General features: G+C 62.8%; 17 protein-coding genes and 1 riboswitch. Of the genes, 11 read left to right on the top strand and 6 right to left on the bottom strand.

Annotation, left to right across the window (positions count from 1 at the left end; all coding sequences use genetic code 11):
* The first annotated feature begins 25 nt into the window (after positions 1–25).
* The 3 genes from IWX87_RS18440 (at position 26) to IWX87_RS18430 (ending at position 2,486) form a co-directional block, all read left to right on the top strand.
* A complete protein-coding gene (locus tag IWX87_RS18440) occupies positions 26–772 on the top strand; it encodes an SDR family oxidoreductase (protein ID WP_196864973.1) in 747 nt (248 codons plus the stop codon).
* Positions 773–920: 148 nt separating this feature from the next.
* Positions 921–1,553 carry a MarC family protein gene (locus IWX87_RS18435; RefSeq protein ID WP_196864972.1) on the top strand — a complete coding sequence of 211 codons (633 nt, stop codon included), beginning with the start codon at positions 921–923 and terminating at the stop codon, positions 1,551–1,553.
* Between the two features lie 135 nt (positions 1,554–1,688).
* The gene (locus IWX87_RS18430) at positions 1,689–2,486 is read left to right on the top strand and encodes a fumarylacetoacetate hydrolase family protein (RefSeq protein WP_196864971.1); all 798 of its coding nucleotides are present in this window, start codon (positions 1,689–1,691) and stop codon (positions 2,484–2,486) included.
* Between the two features lie 225 nt (positions 2,487–2,711).
* Here the strand turns inward: IWX87_RS18430 and IWX87_RS18425 are convergent, their stop codons facing one another.
* The 5 genes from IWX87_RS18425 to IWX87_RS18405 all read right to left on the bottom strand — a co-directional run bounded on the left by IWX87_RS18425 (position 2,712) and on the right by IWX87_RS18405 (position 8,312).
* Complete coding sequence (locus IWX87_RS18425; protein ID WP_231374915.1) at positions 2,712–3,713, bottom strand: TIGR03915 family putative DNA repair protein; 1,002 nt, start codon at positions 3,711–3,713, stop codon at positions 2,712–2,714.
* A complete protein-coding gene (locus tag IWX87_RS18420) occupies positions 3,710–5,029 on the bottom strand; it encodes a putative DNA modification/repair radical SAM protein (protein ID WP_196864970.1) in 1,320 nt (439 codons plus the stop codon). The genes IWX87_RS18425 and IWX87_RS18420 overlap by 4 nt, the downstream gene beginning before the upstream one ends.
* Positions 5,030–5,099: 70 nt before the next feature.
* Positions 5,100–6,101 (bottom strand): YbhN family protein, encoded by a 1,002-nt coding sequence (locus IWX87_RS18415; RefSeq protein WP_196864969.1) that lies wholly within the window; start codon positions 6,099–6,101, stop codon positions 5,100–5,102.
* A 7-nt stretch (positions 6,102–6,108) separates the two neighbouring features.
* Positions 6,109–7,386 carry a cardiolipin synthase ClsB gene (gene clsB, locus IWX87_RS18410; RefSeq protein WP_196864968.1) on the bottom strand — a complete coding sequence of 426 codons (1,278 nt, stop codon included), beginning with the start codon at positions 7,384–7,386 and terminating at the stop codon, positions 6,109–6,111.
* A 74-nt stretch (positions 7,387–7,460) separates the two neighbouring features.
* On the bottom strand, positions 7,461–8,312 hold the full coding sequence (locus IWX87_RS18405; protein WP_231374916.1) for an endonuclease/exonuclease/phosphatase family protein: 852 nt from the start codon (positions 8,310–8,312) through the stop codon (positions 7,461–7,463).
* A 457-nt stretch (positions 8,313–8,769) separates the two neighbouring features.
* On the opposite strand from IWX87_RS18405, the gene IWX87_RS18400 reads away from it, so the two are divergent.
* Positions 8,770–9,252, top strand: a complete 483-nt coding sequence (locus IWX87_RS18400; RefSeq protein WP_196864967.1) for a hypothetical protein — start codon at positions 8,770–8,772, stop codon at positions 9,250–9,252.
* 283 nt (positions 9,253–9,535) lie between these two features.
* Here the strand turns inward: IWX87_RS18400 and IWX87_RS18395 are convergent, their stop codons facing one another.
* On the bottom strand, positions 9,536–10,114 hold the full coding sequence (locus IWX87_RS18395; protein WP_196864966.1) for a Spy/CpxP family protein refolding chaperone: 579 nt from the start codon (positions 10,112–10,114) through the stop codon (positions 9,536–9,538).
* A 242-nt stretch (positions 10,115–10,356) separates the two neighbouring features.
* Between IWX87_RS18395 and IWX87_RS18390 the strand changes: the two genes are divergently transcribed.
* The 7 genes from IWX87_RS18390 to IWX87_RS18360 all read left to right on the top strand — a co-directional run bounded on the left by IWX87_RS18390 (position 10,357) and on the right by IWX87_RS18360 (position 16,531).
* The gene (locus IWX87_RS18390) at positions 10,357–11,007 is read left to right on the top strand and encodes a hypothetical protein (protein ID WP_196864965.1); all 651 of its coding nucleotides are present in this window, start codon (positions 10,357–10,359) and stop codon (positions 11,005–11,007) included.
* Positions 11,008–11,067: 60 nt separating this feature from the next.
* Positions 11,068–11,182: riboswitch (TPP riboswitch) on the top strand.
* A 92-nt stretch (positions 11,183–11,274) separates the two neighbouring features.
* A complete protein-coding gene (thiC, locus tag IWX87_RS18385) occupies positions 11,275–13,212 on the top strand; it encodes a phosphomethylpyrimidine synthase ThiC (protein WP_196864964.1) in 1,938 nt (645 codons plus the stop codon).
* 300 nt (positions 13,213–13,512) lie between these two features.
* The gene (gene thiO, locus IWX87_RS18380; RefSeq protein ID WP_196864963.1) at positions 13,513–14,586 is read left to right on the top strand and encodes a glycine oxidase ThiO; all 1,074 of its coding nucleotides are present in this window, start codon (positions 13,513–13,515) and stop codon (positions 14,584–14,586) included.
* Entirely contained in the window at positions 14,583–14,792 is a 210-nt protein-coding gene (gene thiS, locus IWX87_RS18375; RefSeq protein ID WP_196864962.1) for a sulfur carrier protein ThiS, read from the top strand. Before thiO ends, thiS begins: the two co-directional genes overlap by 4 nt.
* Positions 14,793–14,794: 2 nt before the next feature.
* Entirely contained in the window at positions 14,795–15,613 is an 819-nt protein-coding gene (locus tag IWX87_RS18370) for a thiazole synthase (protein WP_196864961.1), read from the top strand.
* 76 nt (positions 15,614–15,689) lie between these two features.
* Entirely contained in the window at positions 15,690–16,334 is a 645-nt protein-coding gene (gene thiE / locus IWX87_RS18365) for a thiamine phosphate synthase (protein WP_196864960.1), read from the top strand.
* A 32-nt stretch (positions 16,335–16,366) separates the two neighbouring features.
* Positions 16,367–16,531 carry a hypothetical protein gene (locus IWX87_RS18360; RefSeq protein ID WP_196864959.1) on the top strand — a complete coding sequence of 55 codons (165 nt, stop codon included), beginning with the start codon at positions 16,367–16,369 and terminating at the stop codon, positions 16,529–16,531.
* The last annotated feature ends 167 nt before the right edge of the window (positions 16,532–16,698 follow it).

Genomic DNA, 16,698 nt, shown 5'->3' with positions numbered 1-16,698 from the left:
TTGCCATTTTTTGCAGGAGACTGGTTTGTCGCAACTTGTTTTGATCACCGGCGGCTCGCGCGGCATTGGCGCCGCCACGGCTTTGATGGCCGCACGGCACGGCTATGCCGTGGCCGTCAACTACACCGCCAACTCGCTGGCCGCCGACGAGGTGGTGCGGCAGATTCGCCAGACCGGCGGCCAGGCCATGGCGGTGCAGGCCGACGTGGCCGTGGAGACGCAGGTGGTGGCGATGTTTGAAAAAATTGACGCCAAATTCGGCCGCTTGACCGCACTGGTCAACAACGCCGGCGTGGTGGACCAGACCACGCGGGTCGAGGCCATCACCCTTGCGCGCCTGCAGCGGATGTTTGAAATCAATGTATTCGGCTCCTTTTTGTGCGCCCGCGAAGCCGTGCGGCGCATGAGCACGCGGCACGGCGGCGCGGGCGGCGCCATCGTCAATGTGTCCAGCGTTGCCTCCCGGCTGGGCTCGCCTGGGCAATACGTTGACTATGCGGCGGCCAAGGGTGCGATTGACAGCTTCACCATCGGCCTGGCCAAGGAAGTGGCAGCCGAAGGCATTCGTGTCAATGCGGTGCGGCCGGGCATCATCGAGACCGGCATCCATGCCTCCGGCGGCTTGCCCGACCGGGTGCGCGACATGGCGCCGCTGGTGCCGATGCAGCGCGCCGGCAGTGCCGAGGAAGTGGCCGAATCCATCGTCTGGCTGATGGGCGCGTCGTCCAGCTACACGACCGGCGCATTGCTCGACGTGGCGGGCGGAAGGTGAATTGCCCCCACGCTTGTCGCTTCGCGTACTGCGCTGCCCCCCGAGGGGGCCGCTGCGCCTGCGGCCCTGGCTGGCAGGGAACGCCCTTTGCCAAGTGCTGCAGCGCTGTTGTTGGCCCCAAGGTTCCCTTTTTGAAAAGAGTTGATTCGTGGACTTCAAACCCCTGGTGACGCTGCTGGCCATCGTCAACCCGCTGGCCATCGTGCCGTTTTTCATCCACTACACGCAGGGCTTTTCCAGACCCCAGCGGCAGCGAACGGTGGCAGTGGCGTCGTTCAGCGCCTTTGTCGTGATTGCCATCAGCGCCTTGCTGGGATTGCAGATTCTGGAATTTTTCGGCATCTCGCTGGCCAGCTTCCAGGTCGGCGGCGGCTTGCTGCTGCTCATCAGCGCCATGAACATGCTCAATGCACAGCCAGCCGAAGCCAAGCCGCTGACCAACGAGTTTGAGGACGGCGCGGCCAAGGCCGCCCAGGGCGCCAGCATTGCCGTGGTGCCGCTGACGATCCCGCTGCTGACCGGCCCGGCGACCATGTCCACGGTGGTGATTTATGCCGAAAAAGCCAAGACGTTCCTGCAACTGGGCACGCTGGTCGGCTACGGGATGGTGATTGGCCTGGCCACAGCGGTTTGCTTTTCACTGGCCGAGCCGATTTCACGCGTGCTGGGCAAGACCGGCATCAATGTCATGACGCGGCTGATGGGGCTGATCCTGGCTGCGCTGGCGGTGGAAGTCATGGCCGACGGCCTGGGCAAGCTGTTCCCCATCCTGAAGCATTGAGTCCAGCCGGGATTTTCTGCAGTCGTGGATACACCGACATTTTTGACGTCGGACGCGAACAAAGGCAAAGCCCAACCCGGCAGGCCTTTGCCAACCGCTCTGACCTTCACCCAACTTCAGAAAGACCTGCCCGCCATGCCACTTGCCTCTGCGCAGTCCGTCATTCAAGCCCTGGTACAGGCCCGAGGCGGCCACCACACCACCGATGCCGCACCCTTTGCCCCGGTCATCACAAGTGCGGCGCAGGCGTATGCCGTGCAGCATGGCGTGGCCGAGCAGCTGGCATGGTTCAAGCCGGGCGCACCGTCGCACTGGAAAACCGGCGGCCCTTCGCGCCAGGATGCGCAAACCCATGCCCGGTTGCCCGAACACGGCATCTGGCACAGTCCGGCGACCACCGACCGGCCTTTTGCCATGCGCGGCATTGAGGCTGAAATTGCCCTGCGCCTGGCCGTGCCGGTCGATGCAGCGCTGGCCGCCCGGCTGGACCGCGACAGCGCCTGCCTGCTGGTGGACGCCATGACCGTGTCGATCGAGGTGGTGGATTCGCGCTGGACGCAAGGCCTGCAGGCACCTGATTTGCTCAAGCTGGCCGACCTGCAGTCGCACGGCGCGCTGGTGCTGGGCGACTGGGTGCCGTTTGATGCGGCGCACGACTGGTCAACCCAGCCGTGCCGTGTCGAGATTTCGGGCACACCGGCGCAAACCTTTGTGGGCACGCATTCCCTGAGTGATCCGGCCTGGGTTCTGGCAGCGTGGTTGCGCCATGCCACCCAGGGCGGTCAGGTACTTCCCGCCGGCAGCGTGGTGACCACCGGAACCTGGTGTGGCGTGCTGCCGGCACTTCCGGGGGACCTGGTGGTGGCGACGTTTGAGGGCATCGGGGAGGCCCGAATTGCTTTTTCCAACCTGAACCCGGGGCTTGCCCGCTGAGGACCGGCACAGGTCATTTGCCCGGTGCCGCTGGCGCCTGTTCGTCCTGCGCGGCAAAGCCAGACAGAACGCCAGCGCTCCCTTGAAGACAGGGCCGGGCGGCAAAGCAGACGGCAACTTTGCACGTCAGGTGTTTTGCTTTAGCCACAACACCTCAAAACCAAAACTGGAAGCCAAAAAAGCTTTTTGCGCAATACCAGCGGACCTTTTCAGCTATTAAATTATTCATTTTTCGACGCTTGGAGCAAGCGCCTCCCTGCGTGTGGGCAGGCGGCGGTGGGTGGCCGTGGCGGGCTGAGCGACCATGCGCAGGGTTCGCTCGTTTGCCATGGCCGCCAGTGAACCGATCAACGCCGCCTCGGGCAGGTTGTGCCAGTATTTGTGCGGCATTTCCTTTTGCATCGCCTTCATCTTCAGGCGCGCCGGATTGAAGGTGTGCTGGTAATAGGTGAGCCAAAGCTGCTCGCCGGCATCGGCAGGGGGCGCATCGCTTTTTTTCGCGCCAGGGCCAAAACGCAGCTGGCCATTCATGGCGACAGGCTTTGGCTGGAAGGGCTGCCTTGCCGCAAGGGGAGGCAATGCGGTGCGGCGGCTCACGCAATCCCATTCGACGCTGCGGTCGGGCGTGAGGATGGCCCAGCGCATCTGCGTAAAACGGCGCGCAAAGAACGGCGCCACGGCTTCGACGATGTGGTGCCCAGGCTCGAACCAGGCCACATGCAGCGGGCCGTCTTCCGGATGCGCCCTGAAACGCTCGTCCTGCACCGAGCGAAAACGCACAAAGGCTTTCATCTTGTGCAGGTCGCGCCGCACCGCCTGGGCCAGGTGCGCGGCTTGGATCCGGTCCGGATCGAGCGGGTCGTGGCGCAGGCCGGGCTCATGCGCCAGGCGCCAGAAAATACGGTAGAGCAAACCGAAACGGTTCGGGTCGCGGTGCAGGATGACGCTCTCGCACAGCGCCATGAACTCAGCTGGCACCTTCACGGCCGGTGCCTCACTGAAGGCCTCGGCGTTGGCGGCTGCAACCGCCGAATCCGGCGTTGAAAACAGGTCCTGAACCGGCGCGTCGGTGGTGTGCCACGACACCTGTTCGGGCGGCACCAGCCGGGCCAGCAGGCTGCGGGCCGCCTGGCGAAAGCCCTGCAGGTCGGTGGCACCGTGCAGCATCACCGGTACCCGCGTCGATGGGAACAATTCGTGGGTCAGCAGGTCCGTGCTCAGGGTCATGCGAGTGTCCTTTGCGGAGGTTTCAAGGCGGGCACTTTGACTGCTGCCAGGGGTTGGGCCACCTGCGGTTCGTCAAACAGGTCAGCTTGCGCGGGCGCGGGCCGCAGGCGAGTTGCCAGGTTGTCCGCCTCCAGCGTGGCGCCGGGATGGTGGTCAGGCAGCAGCACGAAAGGCCAGACTTTGGCCAGCGGCACATGCAGCCGCAGCAGGTCGCTGGCACGCACGTCGCGCACACGCCGTGCCTCCAGGATGCGCACCACGGCTCTCACACCCAAGCCCGGCACGCGCAGCAGCATTTCGCGCGGCGCCCGGTTCAAATCGACCGGAAACTGCGCCCGGTGCGACAACGCCCAGGCCAGCTTGGGGTCGATCTCGTCATGCGTGAAACCGTAGAACCTGATCAGCCAGTCAGCCTGGTACAGCCGGTGCTCGCGCATCAGCGGTGGTGCCTTCAGCGGCAGACGGGCAGACGCATCCGGAATCGGGCTGAAAGCCGAGTAATACACCCGCCGCATCTTGAAGTCGCCATAAAGCGATGCGCTGGCGCCCAGGATGGTGCGGTCGTCGGTCGCATCGGCGCCGACGATCATCTGCGTGCTCTGGCCTGCCGGCGCAAAAAGCGGCGCAACGCTGCGCCCAGCCCGGCGCGACTGTGGCAGCGAAATGATCGAGGTGCGCGACTGGTCCTGCGCGGCGCCTTTGGCGTCGTCGATATGCCCGCGCAGCCGCGCCATCGACCGGCGGATCGCGGGGCCGTCCTTTTCAGGCGCCAGCGCCTGCAGGCTGCTTTGCGTGGGAAGCTCGATGTTGATGCTCAGGCGGTCGGCATACAGGCCGGCGCGGGCCAGCAATTCGGGTGAAGCGTCGGGAATCGTCTTCAGGTGGATATAGCCGCGAAAGTCATGGTCTTCGCGCAGCCGGCGCGCCACCTCGACCACCTGCTCCATGGTGTAGTCCGGGTTCTGGATGATGCCGCTGGACAAAAACAGGCCCTCAATGCAGTTGCGCCGGTAAAAGTCGAGCGTCAGCCCCACCACTTCATCGACTGTGAAGCGCGCCCGGGGCACGTTGCTGCTGACCCGGTTGACGCAATACAGGCAGTCGTAGGTGCAGAAATTGGTCAGCAAAATTTTAAGCAGCGAGATGCAGCGGCCATCGGGCGCATAGCTGTGGCAGATACCGCTGCCTTCGGTTGAGCCGATGCCCTGGCCGCCTATGGAATTGCGCTTGCCGGTGCCACTGGAAGCGCATGAGGCATCGTATTTGGCGGCATCGGCCAGAATGGCGAGCTTGTTCTGAAGGGTTGGATTGGACACTGTAATAATATACAGTGTTTAGGCCAGATGGGTGTGGCCCGGTGCAATGACCGCAATACCGATCGGGCCTTCAGACCCGGGCCGGCGCTGCCCTACCGGCCCGGGTTTCCATCATCAGGTAAACCACCGTCGCCACCAGCAGCGGCACCAGGAAATACACCACACGGTAGGCGATCAGCCCAGCCAGCAGCTCATACTCGGGCATGCGTTGCGACAGCAGCGCGACGAATACCGCTTCCAGCACGCCCAGGTTGCCAGGGATGTGGGTGATAACGCCGGCAATCGCCGCCAGCAACAGCACGCTGGCAACGCTGAAAAAATCGATGCGCTGCTGCAGCAGGATGAAAACGATGCCCGACATCAGCAGCCAGTTGCCCGCGCCCATGGCCAGTTGCAGGCCGGCCAGTCTGAGCGAAGGGAGTTCGATGTCGTGGCCGCGCAGGCTAAAAGCTCGCTGGCGGGAAAAGGCGCAGGCGCCCAGGTAGACCAGCGCCAGCGCCAGCAACGCGAAGCCGATCAGGCGCAACTGGAACGCGTCGATCTTCCAGCCCGGCGGCAAGGCCGGCGGCTGCAGGCTGAACACCAGCCCGGCCAGCAGCAAATAGCCCATCCAGTTGGCCAGCATGCTGAAGCTGATCACGCGGGTGATGGTGCCCATGGCCAGCCCGAGCCGCGAATACAGCCGGTAGCGAAAGGCAATGCCGCCGACCACCGAGCCGAGGTTGAGGTTGAAGGCATAGCTGACAAACGTCAGCTGCATCACGCTGGACGCGCGCAGCCGGTGGCCGGTGTAGTGGCGCCCCAGCAGGTCGAAGCAGCTGTAAAGCGCGTAGCTGGCAGCGGCCAGCGCCACAGCGCCCCAGGACGCCGACAGAGGATAGTCCTGCAGCGACGACAGCACCTTGCCCCATTCAATGGTGCGTGCCTGCGATACCAGCAGCCAGGCGACCAGGCCAAAAAAGACCGTCGTGGCCGCGCGCCGCAGCCACGGCCACCAGGCCCGGTCGGTGAGTTTGCGCCGACTGTCTGTCTGGCTTCTGACAGGCGCCGAAGCACCTCGACGTTCGCTCATGGGCGCCTCACGCCGCATCGGCCTGGCTCACCCGGTCGGCGCCAGCGCTTTCGACCGCTGTGTCGGCCACTTTCGCCAGCATGAGGCGCGGCTTGTGCGCCGGCAGCCAGCCGGCCCAGGCCGGGTACCGGCTGAGCAGGTGGAAGACAAAAAAGCTGCGCAGCGTTCGCCACCAGCTCCATTCCACCAAGTCAGCCGCATGGATCTGCTTGCAACTTTGCTGCACCAGATGGTCCAGCCGCGCGGTCAGGTGCTGGTTGAAGGCGCGGTCCTTGATGATCACGTTGGCCTCCAGGTTCAGCGACAGGCTGAGCGGGTCCAGGTTGCTCGAACCGACCGTGGACCAGGTGTCGTCGGACACCGCCACCTTGCCGTGCAGCGGCCGCTCGCAGTATTCAAAGATCTGCACGCCTGCCGACAACAGCTGGTCATACAGCAGGTTGGCGGCGGTCTTGACAATCGCCATGTCGGGTTCGCCCTGAAGGATCAGCCGGACCTGGACGCCGCGGCGGGCAGCCCGGCGCATTTCCCTGAGCAGCCGATAGCCGGGGAAAAAGTAGGCGTTGGCAATCACCACGCGGTGCCGGGCGGCGCGAATGGCGATGCGGTAATGCTGCTCGATGTCGGTGGTGTGCTTGCGGTTGTCGCGGGTGACAAAGATGGCCTCCGCCTCGCCCGCCGGCGTGGAGTCTGCGCGCCAGCGATTCGTCAGCAAATGCGCCCGGTCGGCGATGCGCTCGCGCAGCTGGCCGGCAAGTCCCCTGCCGGTGTTGCGCTTCCCGGCCGCCAGCGCCTTGTGCACGAACGTGTGGATCACCGAAACAATGGGGCCTTCGATCTCGACCGAATAGTCCTGCTTGGCCTCGGGCCCGAAGTCCGCCAGGTGATCGGCCGAATAGTTGATGCCACCGACGAAGGCGCGCTGGCCATCCACCACCACAATCTTGCGGTGCATGCGCCGGAACACGTTGGTGCGCCAGCCCCACAGGCGCGGCGCCGGGTCAAACACATGCACGCGAATACCGGCCTGTGTCAGCGCCGAAATGAAATCCGGCGACAGGTCAGGCGAGCCGAAACCGTCAATCGTCAGGTCGATCTGCACACCGCGCGACGCCGCTGCCAGCAGCGCCGCATGCAGTGCCAGCCCGACCTTGTCCTCGAACAAAATGAAGGTTTCCAGCACCACCTCGTGGCGCGCCCCGGCAATCGATTCAAAAACGCGTGGAAAAAATTCCTCTCCGTTTTCCAGCAACTGAAAACGGTTGCCGCCAACCCAGCGCGTCATGTCTTTTGCCTGCAAACTGCCTGGCGCTGGAATGGTGGTGAAAGAGTGCGGTGCGGGTGCATGGCGGTAGTTTTTTAAAGCCTGATTTCGGCCGCCAGTGGCGCATGGTCGGACAGGTGTGACCACGGATGGCTGGGCAGCACAATGGGCGAGTGGCCCACCGCATTGCGCACGTAGATGCGGTCCAGTTGCAGCATGGGCAGCCGGGCCGGAAAAGTACGTGCCGCGTGGCCGTTGGCCTGCACGAACACCTCGTGCATATTCGCGCCATTGGCCATTTGCGCATGTGCGCGCCGACGCCAGTCGTTGAAATCCCCGGCCACGACCACGGGCGAGCGCGCCGGAATTTCCTTGCGCACCATGTCGCACAGCAGCTTCATTTGCTGGGTGCGGTGGGTTTCGACCAGGCCCAGGTGCACGCAGATGGCGTGCACCGTGTGGCTCTGGCCGGGCACCTGCAACTCGCAATGCAGCATGCCGCGCCGCTCCGGGCCGCTGATGGAAATGTCACGGTTTTCATAGCGCACGATCGGGAACTTGGACAACAACGCGTTGCCGTGGTGGCCGTTGGTGTAGACGGCATTGCGGCCGTAGGCAAACTGGTCCCAGATGCTGTCCGCCAGGTATTCGTAGTGCGGCTGATCGGTGTAGTTGTCAAACTTTTCCGCATGCTTGAGGTGGCTGCCGGCCACCTCCTGCAAAAACACCACGTCCGCGCCCACGGAGCGCACCGCGTCGCGCAATTCGGACAGGATGAACTTGCGGTTGAAAAAAGTGAAGCCCTTGTGGATGTTGACCGTGAGCACCTTGAAAGAGAACGCCGGTTCGACTCCTGCTTTGGGGTCGTCAGCTGTTGTGGGTTCGGCACCAGTTGCAAGACGCCTTGTATGGGGCTCGGCATGAGGTGTTTTGATTTTATGGAGCATGAGGTTCTCGGACGCTGGATCAAGGATCCCAGGCAGCGCGGTATGGGATGGAAGAAGGGGCAACAAGCTGGCTGCAAAAAAATGCCGGAAACCGGTCTGGCTTGAACCAGACGTGATTGTTGCGCGGCGAGGTATTCAGCACTGTAGGACGGTAACTTATTTCTGCGGGACAGGCCGGCGCGCGTAAGCATAAAGCGCCAGGCCAAGCACACGCATCCACTTCACAAACCCTATGGAAACTGTTGTGCTGTCCAAGGTTAGCGTCCTACACCGGAATATGCCTAAATCTGGCAAAAGCATCTGGAAGCGAACAATAAACTGAATCAGTGCTTTCGCTGGCCCTCAAGTGGCGAGCGTATTTTGGTCTGTTATCAAAGGAGTTTTTATGTTGAAAAAGTCATCCATCAAATTTGTGCCCCTGGCTTTCGCGGTTGCGGCAGTACTGACAATGGGCGGTATGGCCCAAGCCCAGACCAGCAGTTCGGGCGCTATGACCGGGTCAGGCGTGCAAGGCTCACCAGATGCCTCCGGCTCAGCCGCAGGCATGCCCCCCAAGGGTGCCATGGGCATGGACAAGGGAATGAACAAGGGCATGAACTCCTCAGGCACCATGGGTGCCAGCGGCTCAGCCATGACTGGCTCGGGTGTGCAGGGCTCAGGTGATGCTTCCGGGCAAGCCGCAGGCATGGGCAAAAATGGCGCGACGGGAATGAACAAGGGCATGAACCATTCGGGTGCCAAAAAAGCTGCCAAGGCCCCAAGCGGTTCGCCAGATGATTCCGGCTCCGCCACCGACATGGCCACAAGCAAAAACGCTGCTGGTGCAAAAAAAGGCATGAAAAATTCAGGCGCCATGGGCGCAAGCGGCTCGCCCATGACGGGATCAGGCGTCCAGGGTTCGCCAGATGCTTCCGGGACAGGCGCTGCCAAAAAGCCTTAACTCGCCCATAGGTATGGGCGGCTTTGTCGGTGCGATATTGCTGCTTACTTGTGAAAGATCTAGTGCAAGCCGGACAAAAAACGATGCGTTCAAAAGCCATCACTTGTTCGGATCAAGGTTCTGACGTTTTATAAAACGATAAAACAGGCATCACGGGCTTGCTATAAAGGCATCTTCAGCTATTGAAAAAATAGCATGATGTTTGTCTGGTAAGGAAAAAAACAACACCGGCGGCACTAGCGCAACCGGTGTTGTTTTCACTTGGGCTTCGACAGTCGAAAGTTCAGTCTTTGTGGCGCATGCCGTCACCGTCGCGGTGACCGCGCCCGCCGCCGTGATGCCCACCCATTTTCCTGTGCTCGGCGTCAAAAGTATTTTTCTGTTCCGGGCTCAATGTGGCGTAAAAAGTTTTTACAGCTTCTCCGCGCTTGTCCATCTCCGCATTCATTTTGGTCATGCGCTGGGTGCGCAGCGCCTTCATTTTGTCGATGCGCTCGGGCGTGCTCAAGGCGTCAAGTTCGGCGCGCTGTGTGGCCATGGGCCGTTCGCTGTTCATCATGCGGGCGGGCGGCTGCATCGTCGTGGTGAAGGCGGTCCAGGCGCTTTCCTGCGCCGGCGTGATCTTGAGTTTGGCTTTTAATTCAGCCTGGTGCCTGGCCATCCGGGCCTGCATTTTGGCGGGATCGCGGCGGCCCATCCTCTGCTCACCGTGGTGCGACCCGGCGTTCTGGGCTGCAGGTGCCGACGTGGCGGGTTTCAGCCCTGCCGGCGCCGCGTCAGTGCCTTGCGCCATGGCCGCCCCCGTCGTGGTCAACAGGCCGGCAAGGATCAGGCCGTTCAGTAATGTGGGTGCGAATTTCATGGAAGTTTCCTTTGGACAAAAAAGCACTGCCACCAGGAATTGGCGACAGCTTGAAAGCAAGTGTGGTGTGCCCGTGTATCGCCGCCATTGCGCGCCGGTTATGGTTTGTAAAGTTAAATGAAAATCGTTTTGCGACCAAAAGCTCGCACCTCCGTACTCCAAACCAGAAGGCTTGTGCGTTTATCCGGGCGCCCGCCTGCGCTATGCTTTGGTCTTAAAACACAACACACACTGGCCCGTCCATGAGTTTTCTATCAGAGCTGAAAAGGCGTGCCAACGCGCTGCAAGGCCTGGAACTCGGTGCGCAGCGTGACCTCACGGCAGGCACCCAAGCCTGCGAACAGGCCTGCCGGGTGGCGTTGGCCTATCTGCAGGACATGTGTGCTCAGCTTATCGTGATTCAGCCGCCTGCCGCAGGGGCCTATAGCCTGGACGGCAAGGTGCCGTTTCCCGCCTTGGCGCAGCGAAATTTTCGCTGTGATGCGCGTCGCAAGATGCTGAGCAATGCCGAGGTGTGCGACTACATCGGCGTCGGTTGGGACCTGTTGCCGGTCATCGGGCCGGTAGCGACCCACACCGTCACTGTCAACTTTCCACCCGACCTTGAACGCGTGACACAGCGCCTGTCCGTTGGCCAGATCCAGCATGAACGCAAGGATTTGCGCAACCCCGACAGCGGCAAGCTGCTGGCCTATGTGTTCGACTACCAGACCAAGTCGCGCGCCTTCATTACCCTGACGCCTGAGCATGCCACCGGCTGCATCGCCTTTCGCGTGACCAACGTGGGGGGCTTTGGTGTGCTGAACACCACCTATCCGGCCGCGCAGGTCACCACTGGATTGCTCGACGAACTGGCGAAAAAACTGGTGGGCCAGCCCAGCCGGTTCGGCTGATCCGCGCAACGGCTGCTACGTCGGGTATTGCCAACCGCCGTCTGGCGTGCTTACAATCGCCGCAGCTTGTCGGGGTGCCAAGGATGTTTACATCCGAGGCTGAGATCGCAACTTTGCGAGACCCGCTGAACCTGATCGGGATCATCCCCGCGTAGGAAACAAGGCACTTTGGCTCCGGTAGTCCGTTTTTTCACCGCTTTGCGCGGTGGCTTCGCGGCAACATCTCCGGCTCCCCAGGCAGGCATCCACCACCTTCTGGAGACAACCATGGCCAAGACCCCCCTTTCCGTCAACGCAGCGGACCTGACCAGCCGCATCACGCGCACCCCTTTTCCCGGCTCCCGAAAGATTTACATCGAAGGCTCGCGGCCCGACATTCGCGTGCCGTTTCGGGAAGTCACGCTGACGGACACGCTGATCGCCGAAGGCAGCGAAACCCGCCGCGAAGCCAATCCGCCATTGCGCTTGTTTGACTCGTCCGGCGTGTACACCGACCCGTCGGCCGCCATCGACATCACGCGCGGTTTGACGGCCCTGCGCGCCGCATGGATCAACGAGCGCGGCGACACCGACGCCTTGCCCGGCATCACCAGCGCCTACGGCCGCGAGCGCCTGAACGACCCGGCCCTGAAAGCCCTGCGCATGAACGACGCGCCCGTGCCGCGTCGCGCCAAGGCGGGGGCCAATGTGTCGCAAATGCACTACGCCCGCAAAGGCATCATCACCCCCGAGATGGAATACATCGCCATCCGTGAAAACCTGGTGCGTGCCCAGCTGGCCGAACGCCTGGCCACCGAGCGCGTGCCCAAGACCGGCCACTCGTTCGGCGCGTCGATTCCAAAAGACATCACCGCCGAATTCGTTCGCGACGAAGTGGCACGCGGCCGGGCCGTGATTCCGAACAACATCAACCACCCCGAAACCGAGCCGATGATCATTGGCCGCAACTTCCTGATCAAGGTGAATGCCAACATTGGCAATTCGGCCGTCACGTCGAGCATCGAGGAAGAAGTGGACAAGCTGGCGTGGTCGATCCGCTGGGGTGCGGACACCGTGATGGACTTGTCCACCGGCGAGAACATCCACGAAACCCGCGAATGGATTTTGCGCAACTCCCCGGTGCCGATTGGCACGGTGCCCATTTACCAAGCGCTGGAAAAGGTCAACGGCAAGGCCGAGGACCTGACCTGGGAAATCTTCCGCGACACGCTGATTGAGCAAGCCGAGCAGGGCGTCGATTACTTCACCATTCACGCCGGTGTGCGCCTGGCTTATGTGCCGCTGACGGCAAACCGCCTGACCGGCATTGTTTCGCGCGGCGGCTCCATCATGGCCAAATGGTGTTTGTCGCACCACAAGGAAAGCTTTCTGTACGAGCATTTCGAAGACATCTGCGAAATCATGAAGACCTATGACGTGTGCTTCTCGCTCGGCGACGGCCTTCGCCCCGGCTCGATTGCCGACGCCAACGACGAAGCGCAGTTTGCCGAACTGCACACGCTGGGCGAACTGACGCAGATCGCCTGGAAACACGATGTGCAGGTGATGATCGAAGGCCCCGGCCATGTGCCGCTGCAACTGGTCAAGGAAAACGTCGAGAAGCAATTGGAAGCCTGCTTTGAAGCGCCGTTCTACACGCTCGGCCCTTTGATCACCGACATCTCGCCCGGCTACGACCACATTTCGTCGGCCATGGGCGCGGCGAACATCGGCTGGTACGGCACGGCGATGCTGTGCTACGTCACGCCCAAAGAACACCTCGGGCTGCCGAACCGCGACGACGTGAAGCAGGGACTGATCGCCTACAAGATCGCCGCCCACGCGGGCGATTTGGCCAAGGGCTACCCGGGTGCGCAGATGTGGGACAACGCGGTCAGCAAGGCGCGCTTCGAGTTCCGCTGGGAAGACCAGTTCCGCCTGGCGATCGACCCCGACACGGCGATGGCCTACCACGACGAAACGCTGCCCAAGGAAAATGCCAAGGTGGCGCATTTCTGCTCGATGTGCGGGCCGAAGTTCTGCTCGATGAAAATCTCGCAGGAGGTGCGCGAGTTTGCGCGTCTGAACCCGCATACCACCACGCTGGCCCCATCGATGAAAATGCCTGGCGTGATTGCGATCAAGCCGGTGGCGGTTGACATGGAAAGCAGTTTTGAAGCAAAGGCCGAAGAGTTCCGCAAGGGCGGCAGCGAGATTTATTCCTGACGCTCAATTGCCCTGCCATGTTCCCTCTCCCTTTAGGAGGGGGGTCATGATGAGGACTCTCCGCAAGGGGAAAAAAATTAGCACCCTACTATGAATAAAATAGCTGCTTGGGCAGGCGGGTATTGCGCAACAGGCATTATTTACTTGAATTCAACATCCAATCCGTGCGCACACCGCTGGACCTCATTCCTGGCTTCGCTCATGGGCAGTGGAAAAACAATGACGCGCTGAAATTTTGCCATTCTCGCCATCCCGCTACCCTTGCAGTCTTTCCAACCCCGCTATTTCCATACCCTCACCATGACATCCCTTCACATCGGCATTGCCGGCGCCGGCCTGGCGGGCCGCACGCTGGCCTGGCGGCTGCTGCGCGCCGGCTGCCGCGTCACCTTGTTTGACGCGCGTCCGCGCGCTGCGCTGGACACGGCCAGCATGACGGCAGCGGCCATGCTGTCGCCACTGGCTGAACTGGCCGTGTCGGATGACGCCGTGTTCGCGCTGGGCCAGCGCTCGATGGTGCTCTGGCCGCGCTGGATTGCCGAGCTGGCCGAAGGCGGCGGCGCGCCGGTGTACTTTCGCCAGAAAGGCACGCTGGTCGTGGCGCATGCACCCGACCAGTCGTCGCTGGAACACTTCACCCGGCTGCTGCAGCACAAGCTGCCCGACGCCTGCCGCGCGCAGGTCCACACGCTCGATGCGGCAGCGCTGGCCGCGCAAGAGCCGGCACTGGCGGGGCGCTTTGGCGGCGGGCTGTTCCTGGACAGCGAAGGCCAGCTGGCCAACGACCAGTGGATGGCCGCGCTGGCTATCGAGATCGACCGGCTGGGCGGTCAGTGGCATGAAGGCCAGGCGGTGGAAAGGCTGGAAGAAGGCCGCATCGTGTGCGCCGATGCCACGCATGCCGTCGATGTGGCGGTCGATGCGCGCGGCGTCGGCAGCAAGGGGCAATGGCCGGCGGTGCGCGGCGTGCGTGGCGAGGTGCTTCGGGTCGAATGCCCCGGCGTGACGCTGCAGCGCCCGGTGCGGCTGATGCATCCGCGTTACGCGCTGTACGTGGCGCCCCGGCCGGACCACCAGTTCGTCGTCGGTGCGACCGAACTCGAATCGGAAGACAACGGCCCGGTCACGCTGCGCTCGACGCTGGAGCTGGGCAGCGCGCTGTACAGCCTGCACCCGGCGTTTGGCGAGGCGCGGGTGCTGCGGCTGTCGGCGGCGCTGCGCCCGGCACTGGACGACCACCGGCCCGCCGTGGTGCTGCGCGGTGGCGTGTGGCACATCAACGGCCTGTACCGTCATGGCTATTTGTGCGCGCCGGCAGTGGTCGATGAACTGGCCCATAAACTCTTGGGCACTGAAAGTAAGGAGGCGACATGAGCACTTTTGAGATTTCCCTGAACGGCGAACGCACCGCTACCCAAGCCGCCACGCTGCAAGGCCTGCTGCTGGAACGCGGCTACGACCTGAAAAACGCCTTTGCCTGCGCCGTCAACAGCGGCTTTGTGCCGCGCCCGCTGTGGCCCGAGCGCAGCCTGCAGAGCGGCGACAAAATCGATGTGGTGACACCGATCACCGGAGGCTGAACATGAGCAATTCAGTCAATAATTCCATCGCCCATGGCAGTCCGTGGACCGTGGGCGGCAAGACCTTGAACAGCCGGTTTTTCCTTGGTACCTCGCATTACCCGTCGCCGCAGGTGCTTGGCGATGCGGTGCGTGCCAGCGGCACCGAAGTGCTGACCGTCGGCCTGCGCCGGCTGCAGCCTGAAACCGGCGGCGGCACGAGTTTCTGGCAGCGCATCCAGGCGCTCGGATGCCACATCCTGCCCAACACGGCGGGCTGCCACAGCGCTGAAGAGGCCATCACGCTGGCGCAGATGGCACGCGAGATTTTCGGCACGACCTGGATCAAGCTTGAAGTCATCGGCGATGACTACACGCTGCAGCCCGACACCGTGGCCACGCTGGAGGCCGCCACGACGCTGGCGAAAGACGGCTTTGACGTATTCGCCTACACCACCGACGATCTGGTGATGGCGCAGCGCCTGCACGCAGCAGGCTGCGCGGCGGTGATGCCGTGGGCCGCGCCGATTGGCACCGGACGCGGGCCGCTCAACCCCTACGCACTGGAAACCATGCGCCGGCGTTTGCCCGACGCGGTGCTGGTCGTCGATGCGGGGCTGGGCCGGCCGTCGCATGCCGCGCAGGTGATGGAGCTGGGCTTTGACGCCGTGCTGCTCAACACCGCCGTCGCGCAGGCCGGCGACCCGGTGCGCATGGCGCGGGCGTTTGCCGATGGCGTGGCGGCAGGCCGCGCGGCGTATGAGTCAACGCCCATGCCCGAGCGCGCCGCGGCGCAGGCCTCGACCTCGACCGTCGGCGTGCCGTTCTGGCACGCCGGCTGATACTTTTCGTGTTACTCCTTCCCCCTTTGGGTAAGGAGCAATGCCCCAGCGTCCATCTTTTGATACGGTGACCGTCATGACCCCTGCGCCTTTCGCCCCCATCACCGGCCCCATCGGCTTTTACCCTGTTGTCCACGACGCCGCCTGGGTGCAGCGCCTGCTGAGCTGGGGCGTGCGCACGGTGCAATTGCGCTTCAAGGCCACCGACCACATGCCGGTTGATATCGAGCGCGAAGTGCGCGCCGCCGTCGAAGCGGGCCGAAAGGTCCCGGGTGCGCAGGTCTTCATCAACGACCACTGGCAGCTGGCACTGGCGGCTGGCGCCTACGGTGTGCATCTGGGCCAGGAAGACCTGGACAGCGCCGACATCGAGGTCCTGCGCAACGCCGGCCTGCGGCTGGGACTGAGCACCCACACGCCAGCCGAACTGGCGCGTGCCCATGCCGTGCAACCGTCTTACCTGGCGATTGGACCGATTTATCCGACCACACTCAAGGTCATGCCTTACGCGCCGGTTGGTCTGGCGCAGCTGAAAGCCTGGACCGCGCTGGCCACGCCGTATCCGGTGGTGGCGATAGGTGGCATTTCGCTGGAGCGGCTGCCTGGCGTGCTGGCCTGCCTGGGTGGTGACAACGATGGCGCGGCGGTGGTCAGCGCGGTGACGCTGGCCGCTGACCCGCAGCAGGCGACGCTGGCCGGTTTGCGCCTGGCCGCTGGCTAAAAAGCGTCTCCAGCGTCATTTCAGGCACCAAAATGCCTGACTTGGCTGAAAAAACAGATGCCTTGGATAAAATTGTCCAGGCGGCACAAAGTCAAGGCATGCGGACCTTTCGCTGCGTGGCCACTGGCCGTGACAAGCTCGACGTCACGTTTGTGGGCTTTGTGCATATGGCTCTCACCGTGAAATGGCGCCATTGATTTTCCGAACACGACTTGGCGCGCTGTCGCCCTGACCTGCAAACAGGGCCATTTCTGGCGCGCACAATTTAAACTATTGATACGGCCCAATGAAGTATGAACTTTATTGAATTTTCTCTATCGAAGAAAGATGGAAAAAGAAAATGCAAGAAAGCAGACGCTGGAGC

It is taken from the genome of Polaromonas sp. CG_9.7 (assembly GCF_015752205.1).
Lineage (GTDB): Bacteria > Pseudomonadota > Gammaproteobacteria > Burkholderiales > Burkholderiaceae_C > Polaromonas.
The sequence above is the reverse complement of the archived record's forward strand: the minus strand, read 5'-3'. Positions and strand labels throughout refer to the sequence as shown.